Annotated in this window: 15 protein-coding genes; 2 read left to right on the forward strand and 13 right to left on the reverse strand. The window is 68.4% G+C overall.

Annotation, left to right across the window (positions count from 1 at the left end; all coding sequences use genetic code 11):
* Window positions 1–25: 25 nt before the first annotated feature.
* The 13 genes from SNOUR_RS07380 to SNOUR_RS07440 form a co-directional block, all read right to left on the reverse strand.
* Window positions 26–1,021, reverse strand: coding sequence for an NAD-dependent epimerase/dehydratase family protein (locus tag SNOUR_RS07380; RefSeq protein WP_312632094.1), 996 nt, complete (start codon window positions 1,019–1,021; stop codon window positions 26–28).
* Window positions 1,022–1,059: 38 nt separating this feature from the next.
* Entirely contained in the window at window positions 1,060–1,896 is an 837-nt protein-coding gene (locus SNOUR_RS07385) for an aminoglycoside phosphotransferase/kinase family protein (RefSeq protein WP_067344826.1), read from the reverse strand.
* The gene (locus SNOUR_RS07390; protein WP_067344827.1) at window positions 1,893–2,549 is read right to left on the reverse strand and encodes a histidine phosphatase family protein; all 657 of its coding nucleotides are present in this window, start codon (window positions 2,547–2,549) and stop codon (window positions 1,893–1,895) included. Before SNOUR_RS07390 ends, SNOUR_RS07385 begins: the two co-directional genes overlap by 4 nt.
* Window positions 2,550–2,566: 17 nt before the next feature.
* The gene (locus SNOUR_RS07395; RefSeq protein ID WP_067344829.1) at window positions 2,567–3,307 is read right to left on the reverse strand and encodes a phosphotransferase; all 741 of its coding nucleotides are present in this window, start codon (window positions 3,305–3,307) and stop codon (window positions 2,567–2,569) included.
* Window positions 3,307–4,149: a class I SAM-dependent methyltransferase gene (locus SNOUR_RS07400; RefSeq protein ID WP_312632095.1), complete on the reverse strand. Its 843-nt coding sequence runs from the start codon at window positions 4,147–4,149 to the stop codon at window positions 3,307–3,309. The genes SNOUR_RS07395 and SNOUR_RS07400 overlap by 1 nt, the downstream gene beginning before the upstream one ends.
* A 31-nt stretch (window positions 4,150–4,180) precedes the next feature.
* The gene (locus SNOUR_RS07405; protein ID WP_067344830.1) at window positions 4,181–4,693 is read right to left on the reverse strand and encodes a P-loop NTPase family protein; all 513 of its coding nucleotides are present in this window, start codon (window positions 4,691–4,693) and stop codon (window positions 4,181–4,183) included.
* Window positions 4,694–4,786: 93 nt separating this feature from the next.
* Window positions 4,787–5,857 carry a glycosyltransferase family protein gene (locus tag SNOUR_RS07410; RefSeq protein ID WP_067344832.1) on the reverse strand — a complete coding sequence of 357 codons (1,071 nt, stop codon included), beginning with the start codon at window positions 5,855–5,857 and terminating at the stop codon, window positions 4,787–4,789.
* Window positions 5,842–7,569, reverse strand: a complete 1,728-nt coding sequence (locus tag SNOUR_RS07415) for a carbamoyltransferase family protein (RefSeq protein WP_067344834.1) — start codon at window positions 7,567–7,569, stop codon at window positions 5,842–5,844. Before SNOUR_RS07415 ends, SNOUR_RS07410 begins: the two co-directional genes overlap by 16 nt.
* On the reverse strand, window positions 7,569–8,525 hold the full coding sequence (locus tag SNOUR_RS07420; protein WP_067344836.1) for a thymidylate synthase: 957 nt from the start codon (window positions 8,523–8,525) through the stop codon (window positions 7,569–7,571). Before SNOUR_RS07420 ends, SNOUR_RS07415 begins: the two co-directional genes overlap by 1 nt.
* Entirely contained in the window at window positions 8,522–10,393 is a 1,872-nt protein-coding gene (locus SNOUR_RS07425) for a hypothetical protein (protein WP_067344838.1), read from the reverse strand. Before SNOUR_RS07425 ends, SNOUR_RS07420 begins: the two co-directional genes overlap by 4 nt.
* On the reverse strand, window positions 10,390–11,058 hold the full coding sequence (locus SNOUR_RS07430; protein WP_067344839.1) for an HAD family hydrolase: 669 nt from the start codon (window positions 11,056–11,058) through the stop codon (window positions 10,390–10,392). Before SNOUR_RS07430 ends, SNOUR_RS07425 begins: the two co-directional genes overlap by 4 nt.
* Window positions 11,055–11,522, reverse strand: coding sequence for a LuxR C-terminal-related transcriptional regulator (locus tag SNOUR_RS07435; protein WP_067344841.1), 468 nt, complete (start codon window positions 11,520–11,522; stop codon window positions 11,055–11,057). The genes SNOUR_RS07430 and SNOUR_RS07435 overlap by 4 nt, the downstream gene beginning before the upstream one ends.
* 62 nt (window positions 11,523–11,584) lie before the next feature.
* A complete protein-coding gene (locus SNOUR_RS07440) occupies window positions 11,585–12,046 on the reverse strand; it encodes an ATP-binding protein (RefSeq protein ID WP_067344843.1) in 462 nt (153 codons plus the stop codon).
* A gap of 496 nt (window positions 12,047–12,542) precedes the next feature.
* Between SNOUR_RS07440 and SNOUR_RS07445 the strand changes: the two genes are divergently transcribed.
* Together SNOUR_RS07445 and SNOUR_RS07450 are read left to right on the forward strand one after the other, a co-directional pair.
* Window positions 12,543–13,811: a helix-turn-helix domain-containing protein gene (locus tag SNOUR_RS07445; RefSeq protein WP_312632096.1), complete on the forward strand. Its 1,269-nt coding sequence runs from the start codon at window positions 12,543–12,545 to the stop codon at window positions 13,809–13,811.
* On the forward strand, window positions 13,808–14,686 hold the full coding sequence (locus SNOUR_RS07450) for a phosphotransferase enzyme family protein (protein WP_067344846.1): 879 nt from the start codon (window positions 13,808–13,810) through the stop codon (window positions 14,684–14,686). The genes SNOUR_RS07445 and SNOUR_RS07450 overlap by 4 nt, the downstream gene beginning before the upstream one ends.
* Window positions 14,687–14,767: the final 81 nt, after the last annotated feature.

Raw genomic sequence — 14,767 nt, forward strand, 5'->3', positions numbered from 1 at the left:
CGGCTCCTCTCTCATCGTGCAACGGTCAGGCGGCCGATTGGTGGGTGGGTCCGGTCATGGCGTGCATCTGTGCGCGTATGCCGGCGGTCAGATCGACGGTGGGCTGCCAGCCAAGTACGGAGCGGGCCCGCCGCGGGTCGGCGCGGGTAGTCAGGACGTCTCCGTTGCGGGCGCCGTCGGTGTGGACGTGGATCTCTCGGCCGGCGAGGGACTTCGCGATGTTGATCACGTCGAGCAAGGAAGCGTTCGAGCCGCCGCCGACGTTGACGATGCCTGTGTCGATGGGGGCGCTCGCGGCGGAGATGGTGGCGGTGACGACGTCGTCGATGTAGGTGAAGTCACGGCGCTGGTGGCCGTCCCCGTACAGTCGCAGTGGTTGCCCGGTCAGCGCGGCGTGGAGGGCGCGGTGGGTGAACATGTCGGGGCGCTGGCGGGGGCCGTAGACGGTGAAGTAGCGGAGGGCGACGACGCTGGTGGAGCAGTCGGCTCGGGAGGCGTGGGCGAGGCAGAGCTGTTCCTCGGCGAGCTTGGTGACGGCGTACGGGGATGCCGGCCGGGGGTGGTCGCCTTCCGTGCTGGGACCGCCGTTTGTGGGGCCGTAGACGCTGGAGGATGAGGCCACGACCAGCCGTGGGACGCGCATGCGGGTGGCGGCGTCCATCAGCCGCTGGGTGGCGAGGATGTTGGCGTTGACGTACTCGCTGAATTGCGGTCCCCATGAGGGTCGTACGCCGGGGATGCCTGCCAGATGGAAGATCGCGTCTGCGTCGAAGAGGAGTGGATCGATGGCGCAGTTGAGGAGATCCGCGGTGATGTGCAGGTAGCCCGGGAGGCCGTGCAGTGGGGCGAGGTTGGCGGCGGCCGTCTGGTCCCTGGTTGGATCGCGGCGGTCGACTCCGATGACGGTGGTGCCTGCCTGGGCGAGGGTCTGGGCGAGGTGGGATCCGATGAAGCCGGCCGCGCCGGTCACAAGGGCACGTCGGGGGATCGCGGGGGTCGCTGTGGAGTGGGTGTCCGGCACGGAATGCTCCCGAGGTGGGCGGGTTGGCGGGTGGGGCGTCAGCTGAGTTGGGACAGGACGGTGCGGCCGTGGGCGCTCAGGGTCATGTCGCCTTGTTCGTGGCCGCGGACGAGTGCGGTGACGGCTTCGATGGCGCCGAATCGCTCCATGAGCCGTTGCTCGGCGTCTGTGAGGCGGCTCCCGTAGCCGGTGAAGAACGCCTCGCGCAGCCGGGGGGCTGCCTGCCAGTGGCGGAAGTGAAGTCGGGCGAAGTCCCGGATGCGGGCGTCGCGTCGCATGTGCTCGAAGTCGTAGGTCCACAAGCCGTGTCCGACGTGCCAGTTCCTGGGCTGGTAGTCGAGGTGGCAGACGGCACTGTCCATCCTGCTGCCGGCCAGCTCGTCCGCGGTCCGCGAGAGGATCTTTCGCTCGGCGTGGGACAGGAGGCTGGCGTGGTCGGCCCTGGCGACCCAGCTTCGTAGCCGATCCGCCAGGGCGGCTCCGGCCCCCGCAGTCGTACGGCGGCGCGTCGCATGATGAAGGAGCTGGAGGACGGCTCCGGCGTCGTGGTGCGCCCTCGCCTCCTCGTCCGAACCCGGCGGCAGTGCGTCGCCGTTGTGCCCCGGCACCGCGGTGATGAGGAGCGTGTGGATGGAGTCCTGGCGGGCGACCAACTCGGGGGCGTGGTCCTTGAGATAGCGGCGCCACGTCATGTACGCCTGCGTCTCCTGGACGTAGCGCGCCTGGCTTCCGTACTGCTTGGCGACGTAGGTGTTGCCCTGGGTGTCGACGAGCTGGAGAAGGTGGGACGGGAGGTTCGGGGTGTCGACGACGCTGACCGGCCCGACCGTGTGGCGTGCGAATGCGATGCGCGGGTCTTCGTTGGTCGTGCTCACGGCGTCGCTCCCGCTCGTAGGGCGGAGAGGTGGGCGGTGTCGTTGTGCCGGTCGAGCATCCACCTGCGCTGGCCGAGCCGATTGAGATGGTGCTGCCATCGGGTGATGGAGGCATGTGAGACGGTGAAACCCGCTTCCGTCATCGACCCGAGCCCGAGCAGCAGAGCGTGGGCAGCAAGGATTGTTTCGCCGTGGGCGGCGAGCAGAACGCGGTCGCCATGGTGCTGGACGATGAGGTCGTGGAGGAACGCTTCGGCCCGGCGGAGGTAGCCGTTCCAGGTGTCGGAACCGGCGGCCCAGGGTTGGTCGGGGTGGGCATGCGGGCCGCCGTTGGCCACGGTTTTCACGTAGTGCCAGGGCTTGCCGTCGGCCGCGCCATGAACAGGTCCGTCGAGGCCAGGTTCAACGAGCGGCTCCAGGTCGAGGGCCTGCCCGAGGATTTCTCCGCTCTGCTGGAGGCGCAGTCGGGGGCCGGCATACAGCGCGGTGAAGGGCTGGGCCCGATGCTCGGCGGCCAGCCTGGCTGCGGCCCTCTCGACCTGGACGTATCCGAGGCGGGTGAGCCCTGTGCAGGTGGCCGGGCCGCCGACGAGGCCATCGGCATTGCACTGCGCTTCTCCGTGGCGGACGAAGACGAGTTCGGTGGTGATCACGAGGGACCTTGGGTTGGTCAGCGCTGGGGCAGCCAGCGGTAGCGGTAGCCGTTGCGACCGGCATAGGGCGCGGTCAGCACGGCATGAAGTGCGAGAAAGTTGCCGAGGCGCTCTCGGCTCGTCGTACCCAGCTGGGCGTCGTGCTGGGCGGCGGCGCGGTTGTATACGTGCAGAGCTGCTGCGATGTCGGACGGGGCGATCGGGCCGTGCGTCATGATCAGCGTCGCGATCAGCTTGGCCAGGTCGTATCCGAAGGGTGCGAGGGTGAGGTCGTCCGTATCGAGACTGAAGACCGTGTCGTCCCCAGTGATCAGGAAGTTCCGTGGGTTGCAGTCCTTGTAGAAGGCAGCAGGCCCGTCGGCGGAGCGCTCCAGCAGCGTCAGCATGGCGTGCAGGGCAGATGGATTGGGCAGGAAGCCCTGCTGCAGCCGTTTACGCAGAGCCGCTTCCCGGCACGAGCGGAAATCCTCGAAGACGGTGACGTCCCGGAAGGTGTGCGGCCTGTCCATCTGGGCGCGGTGCAGGTCGCTTGCCCAAGCGGCGCCGTGCGCGTCTCCCAGGATCTCGGCGAGGCGTGGGAGGTCTTCTCTGCGGGCGTGGCGACCGTCGATGAACTCGAACGTGAGACTGTTCGGGCCGACCGCCGTCAGGGCCGGCTGCCGCAGCGGCTTGGCATGGGTGGCGAGCCATCCGTGGTGACGGGCCGCGGCAGCCGCCTTTGCGAAGGTCTCGTAGTTCTTGGTGAATCGGAACGACATCAGGACTGGCCCCTCTCGGACCGTGCCACGACGTACGTGATGACCGAGGTGGTGGCGATCGGCTTGTCCACGTGCCATTCATGAAGTGCGGCGGCCAGCGCGCCCGGGTTGCCGTACAAGCCGGGCGCGAGGTCGTACTTGGGGTTGGTGGCGAGGTATTCGGCGGCGTGATCGAGATCGGAGAACTCAAAGCGGTGTTCCTCGTGCTCGATCGCCACCACGTCCATGGTCGGCTTCGTCAGGTCGGCGAGGTTGCCTCCGTGCGCGGTGGCGTAGAGGCTCTCGTGCCGCTCGGCGCGTGGGTCGAGTCCTGCTGCCACCAGGGCGTCCAGCTCTTTGTAGCTGTCGATCGCCTTGGTGACGAGCACCGCGATCCCGCCGGGGACCAGGGAGCGGGCGATCTCGGCGATGGCGCGGCCGGGTTCGGGTGAGTGGTAGAGGCAGAACGCGGCAACAGCCAGCTCACACGACGCGTCGGGGAGGGGCAGATGGTGGAAGTCCCCTTGGAGGAAGGCCAGTTGTGTTCCGGGGTGGTGGCCGACACGCCTGCGGGCGGCGGCCACCAGTGCCGGAGAGGCATCGATGCCCAGGAGGCGCTGCGGCCTCAGCTGCTCGGCCAGGACTCGGGTGCTGGTGCCGCGACCACAGCCGATGTCCGCCACCAAGCCGAGGCGACGGCCGGCCCCGGCCTGGTGCGCTTGAGCCAGCTGGACGATGGCCTCGGGGACGGGACGGCCGGCGGTCCTCGCCCGCATCAGAGCAGTGGAGCGGCTGGCCAGCCGAGCGTCGTGGCCGTACAGCTCGCCCTGTCGATCGGGGTCGAGAAACGGGTTCGTGATCACCTGCCGCACCCCCGCTCGGGGCGCGGCGCGCTCAGGCGTGCTGTGTGGCGATCTGCTGCAGCCAGCGCCGCGTGTGCCGGCGGCCGGTGAGCATCACCACATCGGCGCGCCCGGAGGCGAACTCCTCGATCTTGGCCATGACCCGCGGTCGCATCTTGCGCCGATACGTGGCCACGTACTTGATCACGCCCCAGTGGATGCGGTTGTGCACCCCGTTGCCCTTGTGTCCGGCACCGTGCCGGATCTGCCGGGAGAAGATCCCCCACAGTGCGGCCGGGGTCGAGACGTCCATCAGCACCACGGTGTCGCAGGCTTCGAGCCGGATCTGCAGCGTGGAGTTGTAGTTCCCGTCGATCACCCAGGCCGGCTGCGCGACCAGGTCGCGCTGTACCTCGGCGAATTTCTCCATGGGCAGGGCGTTCCACTCGTCGTCGTAGAACGCGGCATCCAGGTGCGTCACCGGTGCATCGAGCAGCGTGGCCAGCTGGCGGGCCAGATGGGACTTGCCGCTGCCTCCGCAGCCGACGATGGCGACCTTCTTCATGGTGCTCCAGGGTAGAGGTACTCGGACGCCCGGACGGCAAGCCCATCGGGACATATCCACGTGATCCAGGCGTCATGGCCCGGGCAAGGACACTCATCGGGCGACCGCCTGCCGTTGGGCGACACCCGCGTTAGTCGCCGTGTCCAGCACGGATTCCAGGGCGTCGGCCTGGCGGCTGAGCCGGAAGAGCTCCAGCCGGCCGAGGCAATCCGAGATCAGTTCGGCGTGCTGTTGGCTACCCGCGATCTGCTGGAAGGCCGCGATGCGCCGGATCACGTGGGTGCCCGTCGTGACGACAAGATCTTCGGGGACGAACCGTTCGACGTGCTTGATGCCGGCCGGCGCGAGCGGTAGGCAGCCGGCGAGTACGGCTTCGAAGATCCGCTGTGTCATCTGGCCTGCCACTGCGTATCGCTCCGGCAGGAGGAGGACGGTGGCCAGGGTGCCGTTGTAGAGGCGGGAGACATCGGTGAAGGGGATCCGTCCGAGGAAGCTGACGTGCGGCCAGCACTCGGTGCGGGTCCATTTGCCGCCGACCCAGTGCTCGAAGCGGGCGGCGGCCGGCGCGAAGAAGCGGTCGAATGCGTCATCGCGGTCGTACTGGTTGCCGGCGTAGCCGAGCGGCGTCCTACGGTCCTCGCCGGCCAGGGCGACCGGGTCGGCGCCGTCCAGAAGCGCGTCATCGATGGGGAAGAGCACGCGGTGGGCGCCGGGGGTGGGCGCGAGGGCGGCTTCGCACACCATGACGTTCGGGGTTCTGCGCCAGATGCTGTCTTCCCGCAGTTGCCGGTCCTTGTCCCAGATCACGGTGGGGGTGCGGCGACGAACGGTGTAGTGCTTGAGCAGCTCCGCCTGGCGGTGGAGGTCACAGGTATGTCCCACGGTGCCGCAGGGGCTGGTGTTGCGCCCTTCGATGGGCCAGCGCCATTCGAGGAACAGCAGGTCGATGTCCGGAATGCCGCCGTCGAAGGCGTAGTGGTCGCCGAGAGCGTCACCGGCTTCGATCCGATCACGGTTGGTCTGCAGAAAGACGATCTCGTGGCCGCGCCCGAGAAGCGCGTCGATCAGCGGGCGGCGGTGGCTCCGGCCGCCGTCAGGGGTGTTGGTGATCCCGTTTCCCAGGAAGCCCCAGAAGCTGTAACCGATCTTCACTTGGAGATCCACCGCCCTTCGATGAGCAGGGCATCCAGCCCTGAGTTCGCCAGGCAGTCCAGAGCCATCTCCGGCGTGCCGCAGATGGGCTTGCCCTTGACGTTGAGCGAGGTGTTGATCAGGACGGGTACTCCGGTGCGGCGGGCGAACGCCTCCAGGACCGCGTGCACGAAGGGGTTCTGTGCGGGCGTGACGGTCTGGAGTCGGGCGGTGCCGTTGGCATGGACGATCGCGGGAATCTGCTCGCGGGCGGTATCCGTCACCTGGGAGGCCATGGACATGTACGGCGCGGCCTGGCCGAGGGTGAAGAACTCCCCGGCGCGGGCGGCAGTGACCATGGGCGCGAACGGGCGGAAGGGCTCGCGGAACTTCACCGTGGCGTTGAGCCGCTCGACCACCCCGGCTTCGAGGGGAGAGGCGAGGATGGACCGGTTTCCCAGAGCACGTGGGCCGGCCTCGACACGGCCCTGGAACAGCCCGACGATCATTCCCTGGGCCAGCTGATCCGCAAGGAACTCCGCGGCCTCGGCACCGAGGAGCTTCTGTTGCAGGTTGGGCCACGGCGTGAGGTCCAGCACCGGCTCCGGGAAGGCCGGGCCGAGGTAGCAGGCACGGGCGATCCCGGACAACGGCCGTGGGCTGCCGCTGTCGGTGTGCACGGCGACTGCGGCTCCGATCGCGGTACCGGCGTCACCGGGAGCCGGCGGAACGAAGACCTCGTCGAAGATGCCGGCCTCGATGATCCGTCCGATGCTGACGCAGTTGGTGGCGACTCCGCCGCCCACGCACAGCCGCCGCGAACCGCTCAGCACACGGGCTCGTCTCGCGAGGTGGAGCATGATCTGCTCGGTGCGCTCCTGGAGGGCGGCGGCCAGATCCTGGTGGATCTCCTGGACCGGCTCGTCCGGGTGCCGGGGCGGGCAGGTCTCGACGGTGAGCCGAGGGGAGGTGCGCGGGTAACCGGAGGTGAGCACGCGGGGAGGGAAGTACGCCGGGTCCACGGTGAAGCCGGTGGCAGTGGTGTGGACCGCGCGGGAGAAGGTGTGACGGAATCGACCGGGGTTGCCGAGCGCGGCGAGGGCCATCACGGTGCCTTCTTCGTCGCCACGGCGCCAGCCGAGGTGCTCAGTGACCGCTCCGTACACATAGCCCAGCGACGCCGGGTCCATGAGCTCTTCCAGCATGCGAACCCGCGGGCGGGTGCTGTGGTGAGCGTGGGCGATGGTCGTGGTCTGTCGCTCGCCGAGGCTGTCGACGACGAGGACGGCCGCCTCCTCCCAGCCCGATGCCGTGAACGCGGCAAGTTGATGGGCTCGATGGTGCAGTACGGGGATGACACGAGCACCGGGGAAGTGCTGAGCGAGGAGTTTCAGGCGACGCCGGGTGCGTACGGCGACCTTGGAGAAACCCGCGGCCCTCGGAAGGGCCCGCCGTCGCGTCGTACCCGACAGCGCCATGCGCAGGGCGGCAGGAGTCTCGGCGAGGTAGCGCATGGGCTGGAAGTTGTACGCGACGGCGTCGATGTCGGCGGGCGTGATACCTGCGTCGTCCATCAGCCACGCGATGGCCTGACGGGGGTAGTCACGGGTGTGTTTGTGCTGGGACAAGCGCTCCTCTTCGACGAATCCCACCAGTTCGCCGTCGATGAGGAGTGCGGCAGCGGAGTCGTGGGTGAAGGAGCAGATGCCCAGCACCACGGACGGCTTGCGGCTCACGGCAGCCATCACCTCCTCACCGCCGTTGCGGTGGTCAGCGAACTGCCGGCGCGGTTCGTCAGCTCCGAGTACCAGGCGGTCAACGCTCCCCCGAGGGGCCCACGCGTGGCACCGGCGATACGCGTCGCCTGCTCCCGCTGACCGCCCTTCCACAGCCGGTAGCTGCGCATGGTCTGTGCCATGGCATCCCAACCTGGGTGGCCGGTCTCCTCGCCGGCCTGGGTCCGGTCGAGAAGCTGCTCGAACCCGTCCCACGGCGTGGTCAGTTCAGGCATCAACGGGCTCGCCGTCACGCCGGTCAACGCATCGGCGTGCTCGATGTCGCGCTCGTAGATGTGGAGGGAGCCGACGTGGTGGTGGTATTCGCCCAGGTCGGCGTCCAACCATCCGGCCACCAGCTCGTGGAGCGTGGTGAAGAAGAACAGGTCGTACGGCATGCCGATCCACACGTCCTGGCCGCGCATCGTGGTCGACATGTGCAGTCGTCCGCCGCGCAGGTTGAAGCGGAAGCCGAGTGTGCAAGGGACGTCTTTATGGCCGGCGGTGTCGCGGGCCGGGTCGTAGAGCTGGATGATCGCCCGCCGGGAATCGGGGTCATCCTTGAGGATCTCCACGGCGCGGTGGAGCTGGTCGACCGTGCCTCCCCAGCTCCGCATCCTGGGCCCATAGGCGCCACGGAGGACGCCATCGTCCGCGTACTGTCGCAGCCGCGCGTTGTAGTCGAAGATCCACGGAGCATCGGTGCCGGAAAGGTGCCAGACGGTCTCGGCCACCGCGAAGGCGGGGTTCACGATGCGGGCGGGCGGCGCGTACAGGAGCCGGGCCCTGGGCTGGGTCAGGCGCATGGTGACGTCGAGGACCTCGCGCGTGGCCATCCCGCGGGGGCTGATCTTCTCCCCGCTCTTGGCCAACGTGACGGCCCCGGTGAAGAGTTCGGCGACGCTGTCGGCGGTCAGGTTCGTCATCGGACGGTGGCTCCCTCGCCCCGGGGCGGGCTGGAGTCGGCGCCCTCGGGTTGGTGGTCTGTTGGGTCGGTGTGCGAGTTGCCGGCCTCGGCCTGGCGCATGATGAGCTGGGCGACGTCAGCAGCGCTGCGGCCTCGCCAGCGGCACACCGCATCGCGCGCTTCTCGCGGTACTTGGGTGCTCCCCCGGCTCACGAGGTCGAGCGCGTCCGTAACGTCGGAAGCCGTACGGCAGCGATGCGCGGCGGCATGTTCTGCGAGACCGAGCGTGCGGTCGCCGGGACGTTCCAGTTCGACGACGGGTACATCGAGGAGGACGGCTTCGATGCCGCATGTGGAAGACACGCTGACCACGGCATCCGCACCCGCCAGGCAACCGCGCGCTCCGACGCGCGGGTCGGCCACGGCCACCGGCGGCTCTCCGCCCTCCCGCAGCAAGCGGTCGAAGACATGCCCCTCTTGGACTGGGTGCGGGGCGATAACCAGGCCCCAGCATCCCCGGGCATTCATCAGGCCGTCGAGGATGATGTCCGCCTGGGCCTGCAAGCGCTCCGGGCTGAACGGCTGACATGCCCACACCGCGATCCGCTCCGGGCCGTGTCCGTTGCAAGCTCCGAGCAACTTCTGGAGGTAGCGGCGTTGCGCTTCTCTCCCAAGGTCGGCGAGAGCATCGAAGCGCGGCTGCCCCAGGACGTGGATCTCGGCCCCGGGGTGCCGAGCCCACGCCTGCGCCGCGGCGACGTCGCGGTCACCCATCACCACGATGTGGCGACTGTGGAGGGCGGGCCAGGCGACCGACTCAGGTGTCCACGCGCCGTGCTGGACGTTCACGGTGGTCACACCGTGCCGCTCGGCGACATGGGCGGCGAGGGCCCCCAGCGGACTGATGTCGTTGCTCAGCAGCACAGTATGCGGGCGTACCGCGTCGAGCAGCTCGTCGAGCCACTCCTCCACTCGCGCTACGGCTTGCCAGGACGGCTGCGTACATCCACCGCTCTCTTCGAGAAGTGCGGCGGCGAGGCGCTCCAGCCGGTCCAACCGAACGGTGTGAACGCCGACTTGGACCGTGCTATCGACTCCGGTGGGTTCTTCGGCATCTGGCCGCAGTCCGGGGACCGTTCCAGAAGCCGTGAGCGCCGCAGAGGGTGCTGGCCGCAACGTGACGGACCCGTTTGCGGGGGCTGGGCAGCGTTCCACCGGGTCCGTGGCGAGGTCGACCAACACGCTGGATCGGCCTTCGCCTGCAAGTTGCTCCAGTACCGGCAGCAGGGTTTGCGCGTGTCGTGATGACCAGGACAGTGCCACTACCTCGGCCGTAGCCATGGCCGAAGACGTCGACGCGTCTACGCGGCGGCTGTCGAGATGTGGAGCGGTGAGCTTTCGCAGCCGGGCGGAGCGCGCCGGATTGTGCGGCGCCTGCGCACCGAGGGCGTACGCAACGCCCGACCAGGTGACGGTGTAGGCGCGGTACTCGCGTGAGCTGCATTCCCGCAACCCGAGAAGCCCCTCGTAGGGAGCAAGGGTCAAAGGCCCAGGGGTCGCAGCGAACTCGGGCCAGGCACTCAGGGCCAGGAGCTTCCGCACCAGCTGCGTGATCAGACGCCGTATGGGGACGTGCTGCACGTACAACCACGAGGCCCCACCCTGCGTCTCGGCGAGCCGCGAGCTGTACGCCTCCAGCGCGGACATGACCTTGGTGACGTACCGGTCCACCTCTGTTCGGTCGACCGGCAGAGCCTCAAGATCCAACGTGGTGATGTGGGCGGCCGTGATGTGTCGCAGGGGCGCTTCCCCGACGAGCGCCCAGACGATCTGCTCCCCCACGAACGTCCGGGCGAGGCCGAGGGCACTCCTCTTCACGGTGCTCACAGCAGGCTCCCCGCGACAAAGGGACCCGACTCGCAGCCCGTGCCCAGCAACCGGAGGAGGTCCCGCGGGTCATCCGCGATCTCGGGTGCCGGGCTGCCGGGCTCGCCATAGCCCCAGACGGCATGCACGTACGGGACACCGGCCCGCCGTGCGCACTCGCGGTCGACGGCCATATCGCCCACGAACACCGCGGACGCGGGATCAGTGGCGAGATCAACGAGGGCGAGCATCAGCGGGTCCGGTGCAGGTTTGCCCCGCACCTCACCGCTGGGGGTCCGTACCGCGGCAAAAGGGCACCCGAGCCGGGCCAGCAGTGGAGCGGCGCGGTCAAAGGGTTTGGACGTGACGACCCCGAGCAACCAGTCGGCAGCAGCGAATGCGTGGAGCACTTCCTCCACACCGTCGAACGGCTGGGCCAGCTCGCAGCTCTGCTGCGACGCCTCCGCGTACGTCTCGTGAACAAGGTCCGCATCGGCGAGGCCGAGCCGTTCCATGATGTCGTCGAAGGGACGACCGAGGTGCTGCTCGTATGCCTCGAACGGTACGTCGATGCAGTGGTGTTCGCGTACCGCTTGCCATGCCTGCCGCATGATCGGTCGCGTATCGAGCAGGACACCGTCGAGATCGAGAACGAGCGCACGCCTGCCCTGGGAAGACGCCGTCATCGGGATCCCACCCCTGCGCCGGCGTTGAGGATGTCCCAGCTCCAGGCGAGGCTTACTCCGTGCACGGCGTCAGCGGCACCGATCTTGTCCAGCAGCCGCCGGATGTGCTTCTTGGCACCCTGGTGTGACATCAGCTGCGCCTTCGCGACTTCTTTCGCACCCGCGCCCCGGGCGAGCAGCCTGAGCGTGGTCGTCTCCTCCTCGGAGAGCGCCGGCCGTACGGCCTCCGCGCCAGCTGGCCGGGCTTCATGGCCTGCTCGGCACGCCAGGTCGGCGAGGGCGGCCCGGCGGCTCGTACCCAGCTTGGTCCGGATACTGCGGAGGTAGCCCTTGACGGTGTCCTCGGCCAAGCCGGTGCGGGCCGCGATCTCACTGTTTGCCAGGCCATCGGCGACCAGGCCCAGAATCTCGGTTTCCCTCCCTGTCAGGAGGGACAGCAGCGCAGGCGGTGAATGTGCGGGCATGACGAACAGCTCCAGGGTCTGATCGGATGCGTGAAGTGACGAGGGAGAGGTGCTGGCCGCGGTCAGACGGCCGGCAGCATTGACGGGCAGTGCAGGAAGGCAAGGACCCGTTTGCCTGTGCCATCCGGCTTGAGATGTGAGGTCCAGGCATCTGCCTCGGCTGCCACGATGTGCAGGCCCCGGCCATTGAGCCCGCTGATCGGTCCCGTACGCGGGGCGGGGAGCTGGCAGGAGTTGTCCTCCAGCTCGATTCCTACGACGTCATTCCGGTAGGAGATCGTCATGGTGATCTCCTCCAACAGGCCCTCGTCCTTGGTCCTGCCGTGGCGGCGTGCGTTCGTGACGAGTTCGCTGACGATGAGCAGTACGCGATCGGCGAGCGCGTCCAGGCCCCACTCGGTGAGCGTGGTCCGGGCGAATGCCCGGGCCCGACGCGGTGCGAGGTCGTCGGAGGACAGTGAGACGCTGGATTGCAGTTCGGCTCGTTCGATGATGGCTTCCATGGCCAGGGCGGCGATGTCCATACCTGCCCTCACGCCATCCGCCGTGGTCCGCTGCCACAGGCTCGACGCCGGCCGCCGTGCCGACGGCGGAGAGCCGCCGATTCCCTGCAGGAATTGTGGAACGCCATCTGGTGGTTCGCCGCCATGGACATACCTCCCAAGGTCCCTGCCGTGCCGAGTCGATGAGTCTCGGCAACGGCTTGGGTGGCACGCTGCCAGGGAGCGGAAGAGATCGCATATCGCCGGGGTAATAAGGAAGTTGGGCTGCAATATGGCAACTGCAATGCCAGCATGAGCGCCATGCGTCCGTATCGGTCGGCCGACGCCGGGAGGGGTAATGAGCGGTGAGCGTCGTTGCCTGAACTGCGGGTGCCGCCTCAGCCGCTATAACCCGGACGATCGGGAACTGTGCGGGGCCTGTGCACGAAGCACCCCAGTCCCGACGGCTGAGCCCGATCCGCCCGCTGTCCCTCCCTACGTCTGGTCGGATCCCGTCGTCCAAGAAGCCCTACGGGAAATGGACTTCGGGCAGGTGAGCCGCCTCCTACGACAGCACGCCCGTTTACGTCAAGACGACCTCGCTCGCCTCACCGGACTCAGTCAGGGCTACCTCTCCCAGCTCGAATCCGGAGCCCGCCGCCTCACGCGCCTCGACAAGACCCAGGCGTTTCTGGACGCGCTGGAAGTGCCGGCCGAACTCCGTCCGCTCGGTCACGGTGGTACGCCCAGGCGCGAGGTGCCGGAGCCCGATCGTGAGGAATCCGACCATTTGCGCTCGCTCGCCACCGGAGCGGCGCAATCCTCCAGCGCGTTCGCCGAATTCATCTCCTCCAGCAACGTCAGTACAGACGAGCTGGAGCAGTTCGGATTCACCCTCGCCCGCATCGCCACCGACTACGTCCACGCGCCGCTGCTCCCCCTGTTCACCGAGCTGGTCGAGGTGCGGGATGAGCTCTTCGGCCGCTTGCAAGGCAGGCAACGTCCCCAGCAGAGTCGCGAGCTGTTGATGCTCGCGGGGACAGCGTGCCTGCTGCTCTCGCATGCCTCGCAGAATCTCGGTGAACAGGCATCCGCGATGGCGCAGATCCGTACTGCTCGACTGTGCGCCGAGCAGGCGGATCACACCGGGCTACGGGCATGGGCCGCGGGCACGGCCGCGCTGATCGCCGAATGGTCGCCGCAGAACCGGATGGCGCTGAGGCTGACGGAGCACGCGGCCCGGCTTGCGCCGGCCGGCGAGGCCCGTATCCGTATCGCCGCGATCGAGGCCCGAGCCGCGGCCCGGATCGGCGATTGCGAGCTGTCCCTGGCCGCGATCGACCGAATGCGGCGGGCAAGGGAGGAGACGCCGGCTCATGACGAGGTCGAGCAGTTCGGCGGTCTGCTGACCTTTCCCCCTGCGAAGCAGGATTACTACCTCGGCGGCACCTACACGCTGCTTGGGAAGTACGAGGCGGCCCACCGGCATGCCACCGCCGCCATCGCCGCCTACCGCAGCGGCCCGAGGGAGGAGCGCTCGTACGGGGATGAGGCCCTGGCCCATATCGATCTGATCACCGCCGGGGTCCTCCAGGGAGACCCCGACGGGGCGACGACCGCCCTCCAGCATGTCCTGGACCTGCCCCCGCGGATGCGCATCCGCCAGCTGGGCAGCGCCATGGACCGTCTGGGCAGTCTCATGCGCCGAACCGACCTCAAAGGCAACCGGACGATTGGACAGCTGGCGGACCTCATTCACGGCTACCAGGTCATCGACGGCACAGCCGCGCTACGGTCGGAGCGATGACCACGACATCCCTCACGCCCCAGGACGCTGCTCAACAAGCCTGCGAAGTCTGGGGACTCTCCGGACGCGGCATCTCGCCGCTGCGCACCCACGCCACCTCCGTCTACCTCCTGCCCCATGCCGACGCCGTCGTCCGGGTCAGCCGGGACGAACACCGCGCCGCGGCTCAACGAGCCATCGCCCTCACCCGGTGGCTCGCCGACCAGGGACTTGAGATCACCGAGCCACTCGACGTACCGCAGCCCGTGGACGTTCACAGGTACGTGATCACTCTGTGGCAGCACTACCCACAGCCCGGAGGCCCGCCGCCAGGCCCGGAACACCTCGGCCACCTGCTCCGCCGGCTGCACCAGCTCCCCGAGCCTCCCATCGAGCTACCCGCCTACCGCCCCCACCTGGCTCTACGCCCTTCCGTCGAGTCCAGCGCCGCCCTCGCACCCAGCGACCGCGCGTGGATACTCGACCGCTCCGACGAACTCCTGGACGCCTACGCCCAACTCGACTTTCCCCTCGGCCATGGTTTGCTCCACGGTGACGCCTACCCGGGCAACACCCTCTGGGACGGCACCGCTGCCAGACTCGGCGACTGGGACGAAGCAGCGATCGGTCCCCGGGAGGCTGACCTCGCCAACACCTTCCAGGGCGTCCGCTTCGGACGCACCCCAGCCCAACTCCGCGCCTTCTCCGACGCATATGGCTACGACCTCGCCGACTGGCCGGGAATCCCGGTACTCACTGAACTACGGGACCTTCACACGCTCGGCTCGTTCATCCGTCGTGCCGACCTGGGTGACCTTGACGCGGCTGCCCAGCTCGCCTTCCGGCTGGACACCTTGAAGTGCGGAGACCGAACGAAGAGCTGGGCCATTCACTGACCTCTGGGTCGAGAGCCGGCATAGCCCGCCGGCCGGCATGCATCCACAGCCCAAGGGAGGCGGCAGCCCATAGGCCATCAG

Origin of the sequence: Streptomyces noursei ATCC 11455, from assembly GCF_001704275.1 — a bacterium.
Lineage (GTDB): Bacteria > Actinomycetota > Actinomycetes > Streptomycetales > Streptomycetaceae > Streptomyces > Streptomyces noursei.

Coding starts and splice junctions, on each gene's coding strand:
- SNOUR_RS07395 (WP_067344829.1), bottom strand. CDS start 3,307: ATGTCGTTCCGATTCACCAAGAACTACGAGACCTTCGCAAAGGCGGCT.
- SNOUR_RS07405 (WP_067344830.1), bottom strand. CDS start 4,693: ATGAAGAAGGTCGCCATCGTCGGCTGCGGAGGCAGCGGCAAGTCCCAT.
- SNOUR_RS07415 (WP_067344834.1), bottom strand. CDS start 7,569: ATGGCTGCCGTGAGCCGCAAGCCGTCCGTGGTGCTGGGCATCTGCTCC.
- SNOUR_RS07420 (WP_067344836.1), bottom strand. CDS start 8,525: ATGACGAACCTGACCGCCGACAGCGTCGCCGAACTCTTCACCGGGGCC.
- SNOUR_RS07430 (WP_067344839.1), bottom strand. CDS start 11,058: ATGACGGCGTCTTCCCAGGGCAGGCGTGCGCTCGTTCTCGATCTCGAC.
- SNOUR_RS07435 (WP_067344841.1), bottom strand. CDS start 11,522: ATGCCCGCACATTCACCGCCTGCGCTGCTGTCCCTCCTGACAGGGAGG.
- SNOUR_RS07440 (WP_067344843.1), bottom strand. CDS start 12,046: ATGGACATCGCCGCCCTGGCCATGGAAGCCATCATCGAACGAGCCGAA.
- SNOUR_RS07445 (WP_312632096.1), top strand. CDS start 12,543: ATGGACTTCGGGCAGGTGAGCCGCCTCCTACGACAGCACGCCCGTTTA.
- SNOUR_RS07450 (WP_067344846.1), top strand. CDS start 13,808: ATGACCACGACATCCCTCACGCCCCAGGACGCTGCTCAACAAGCCTGC.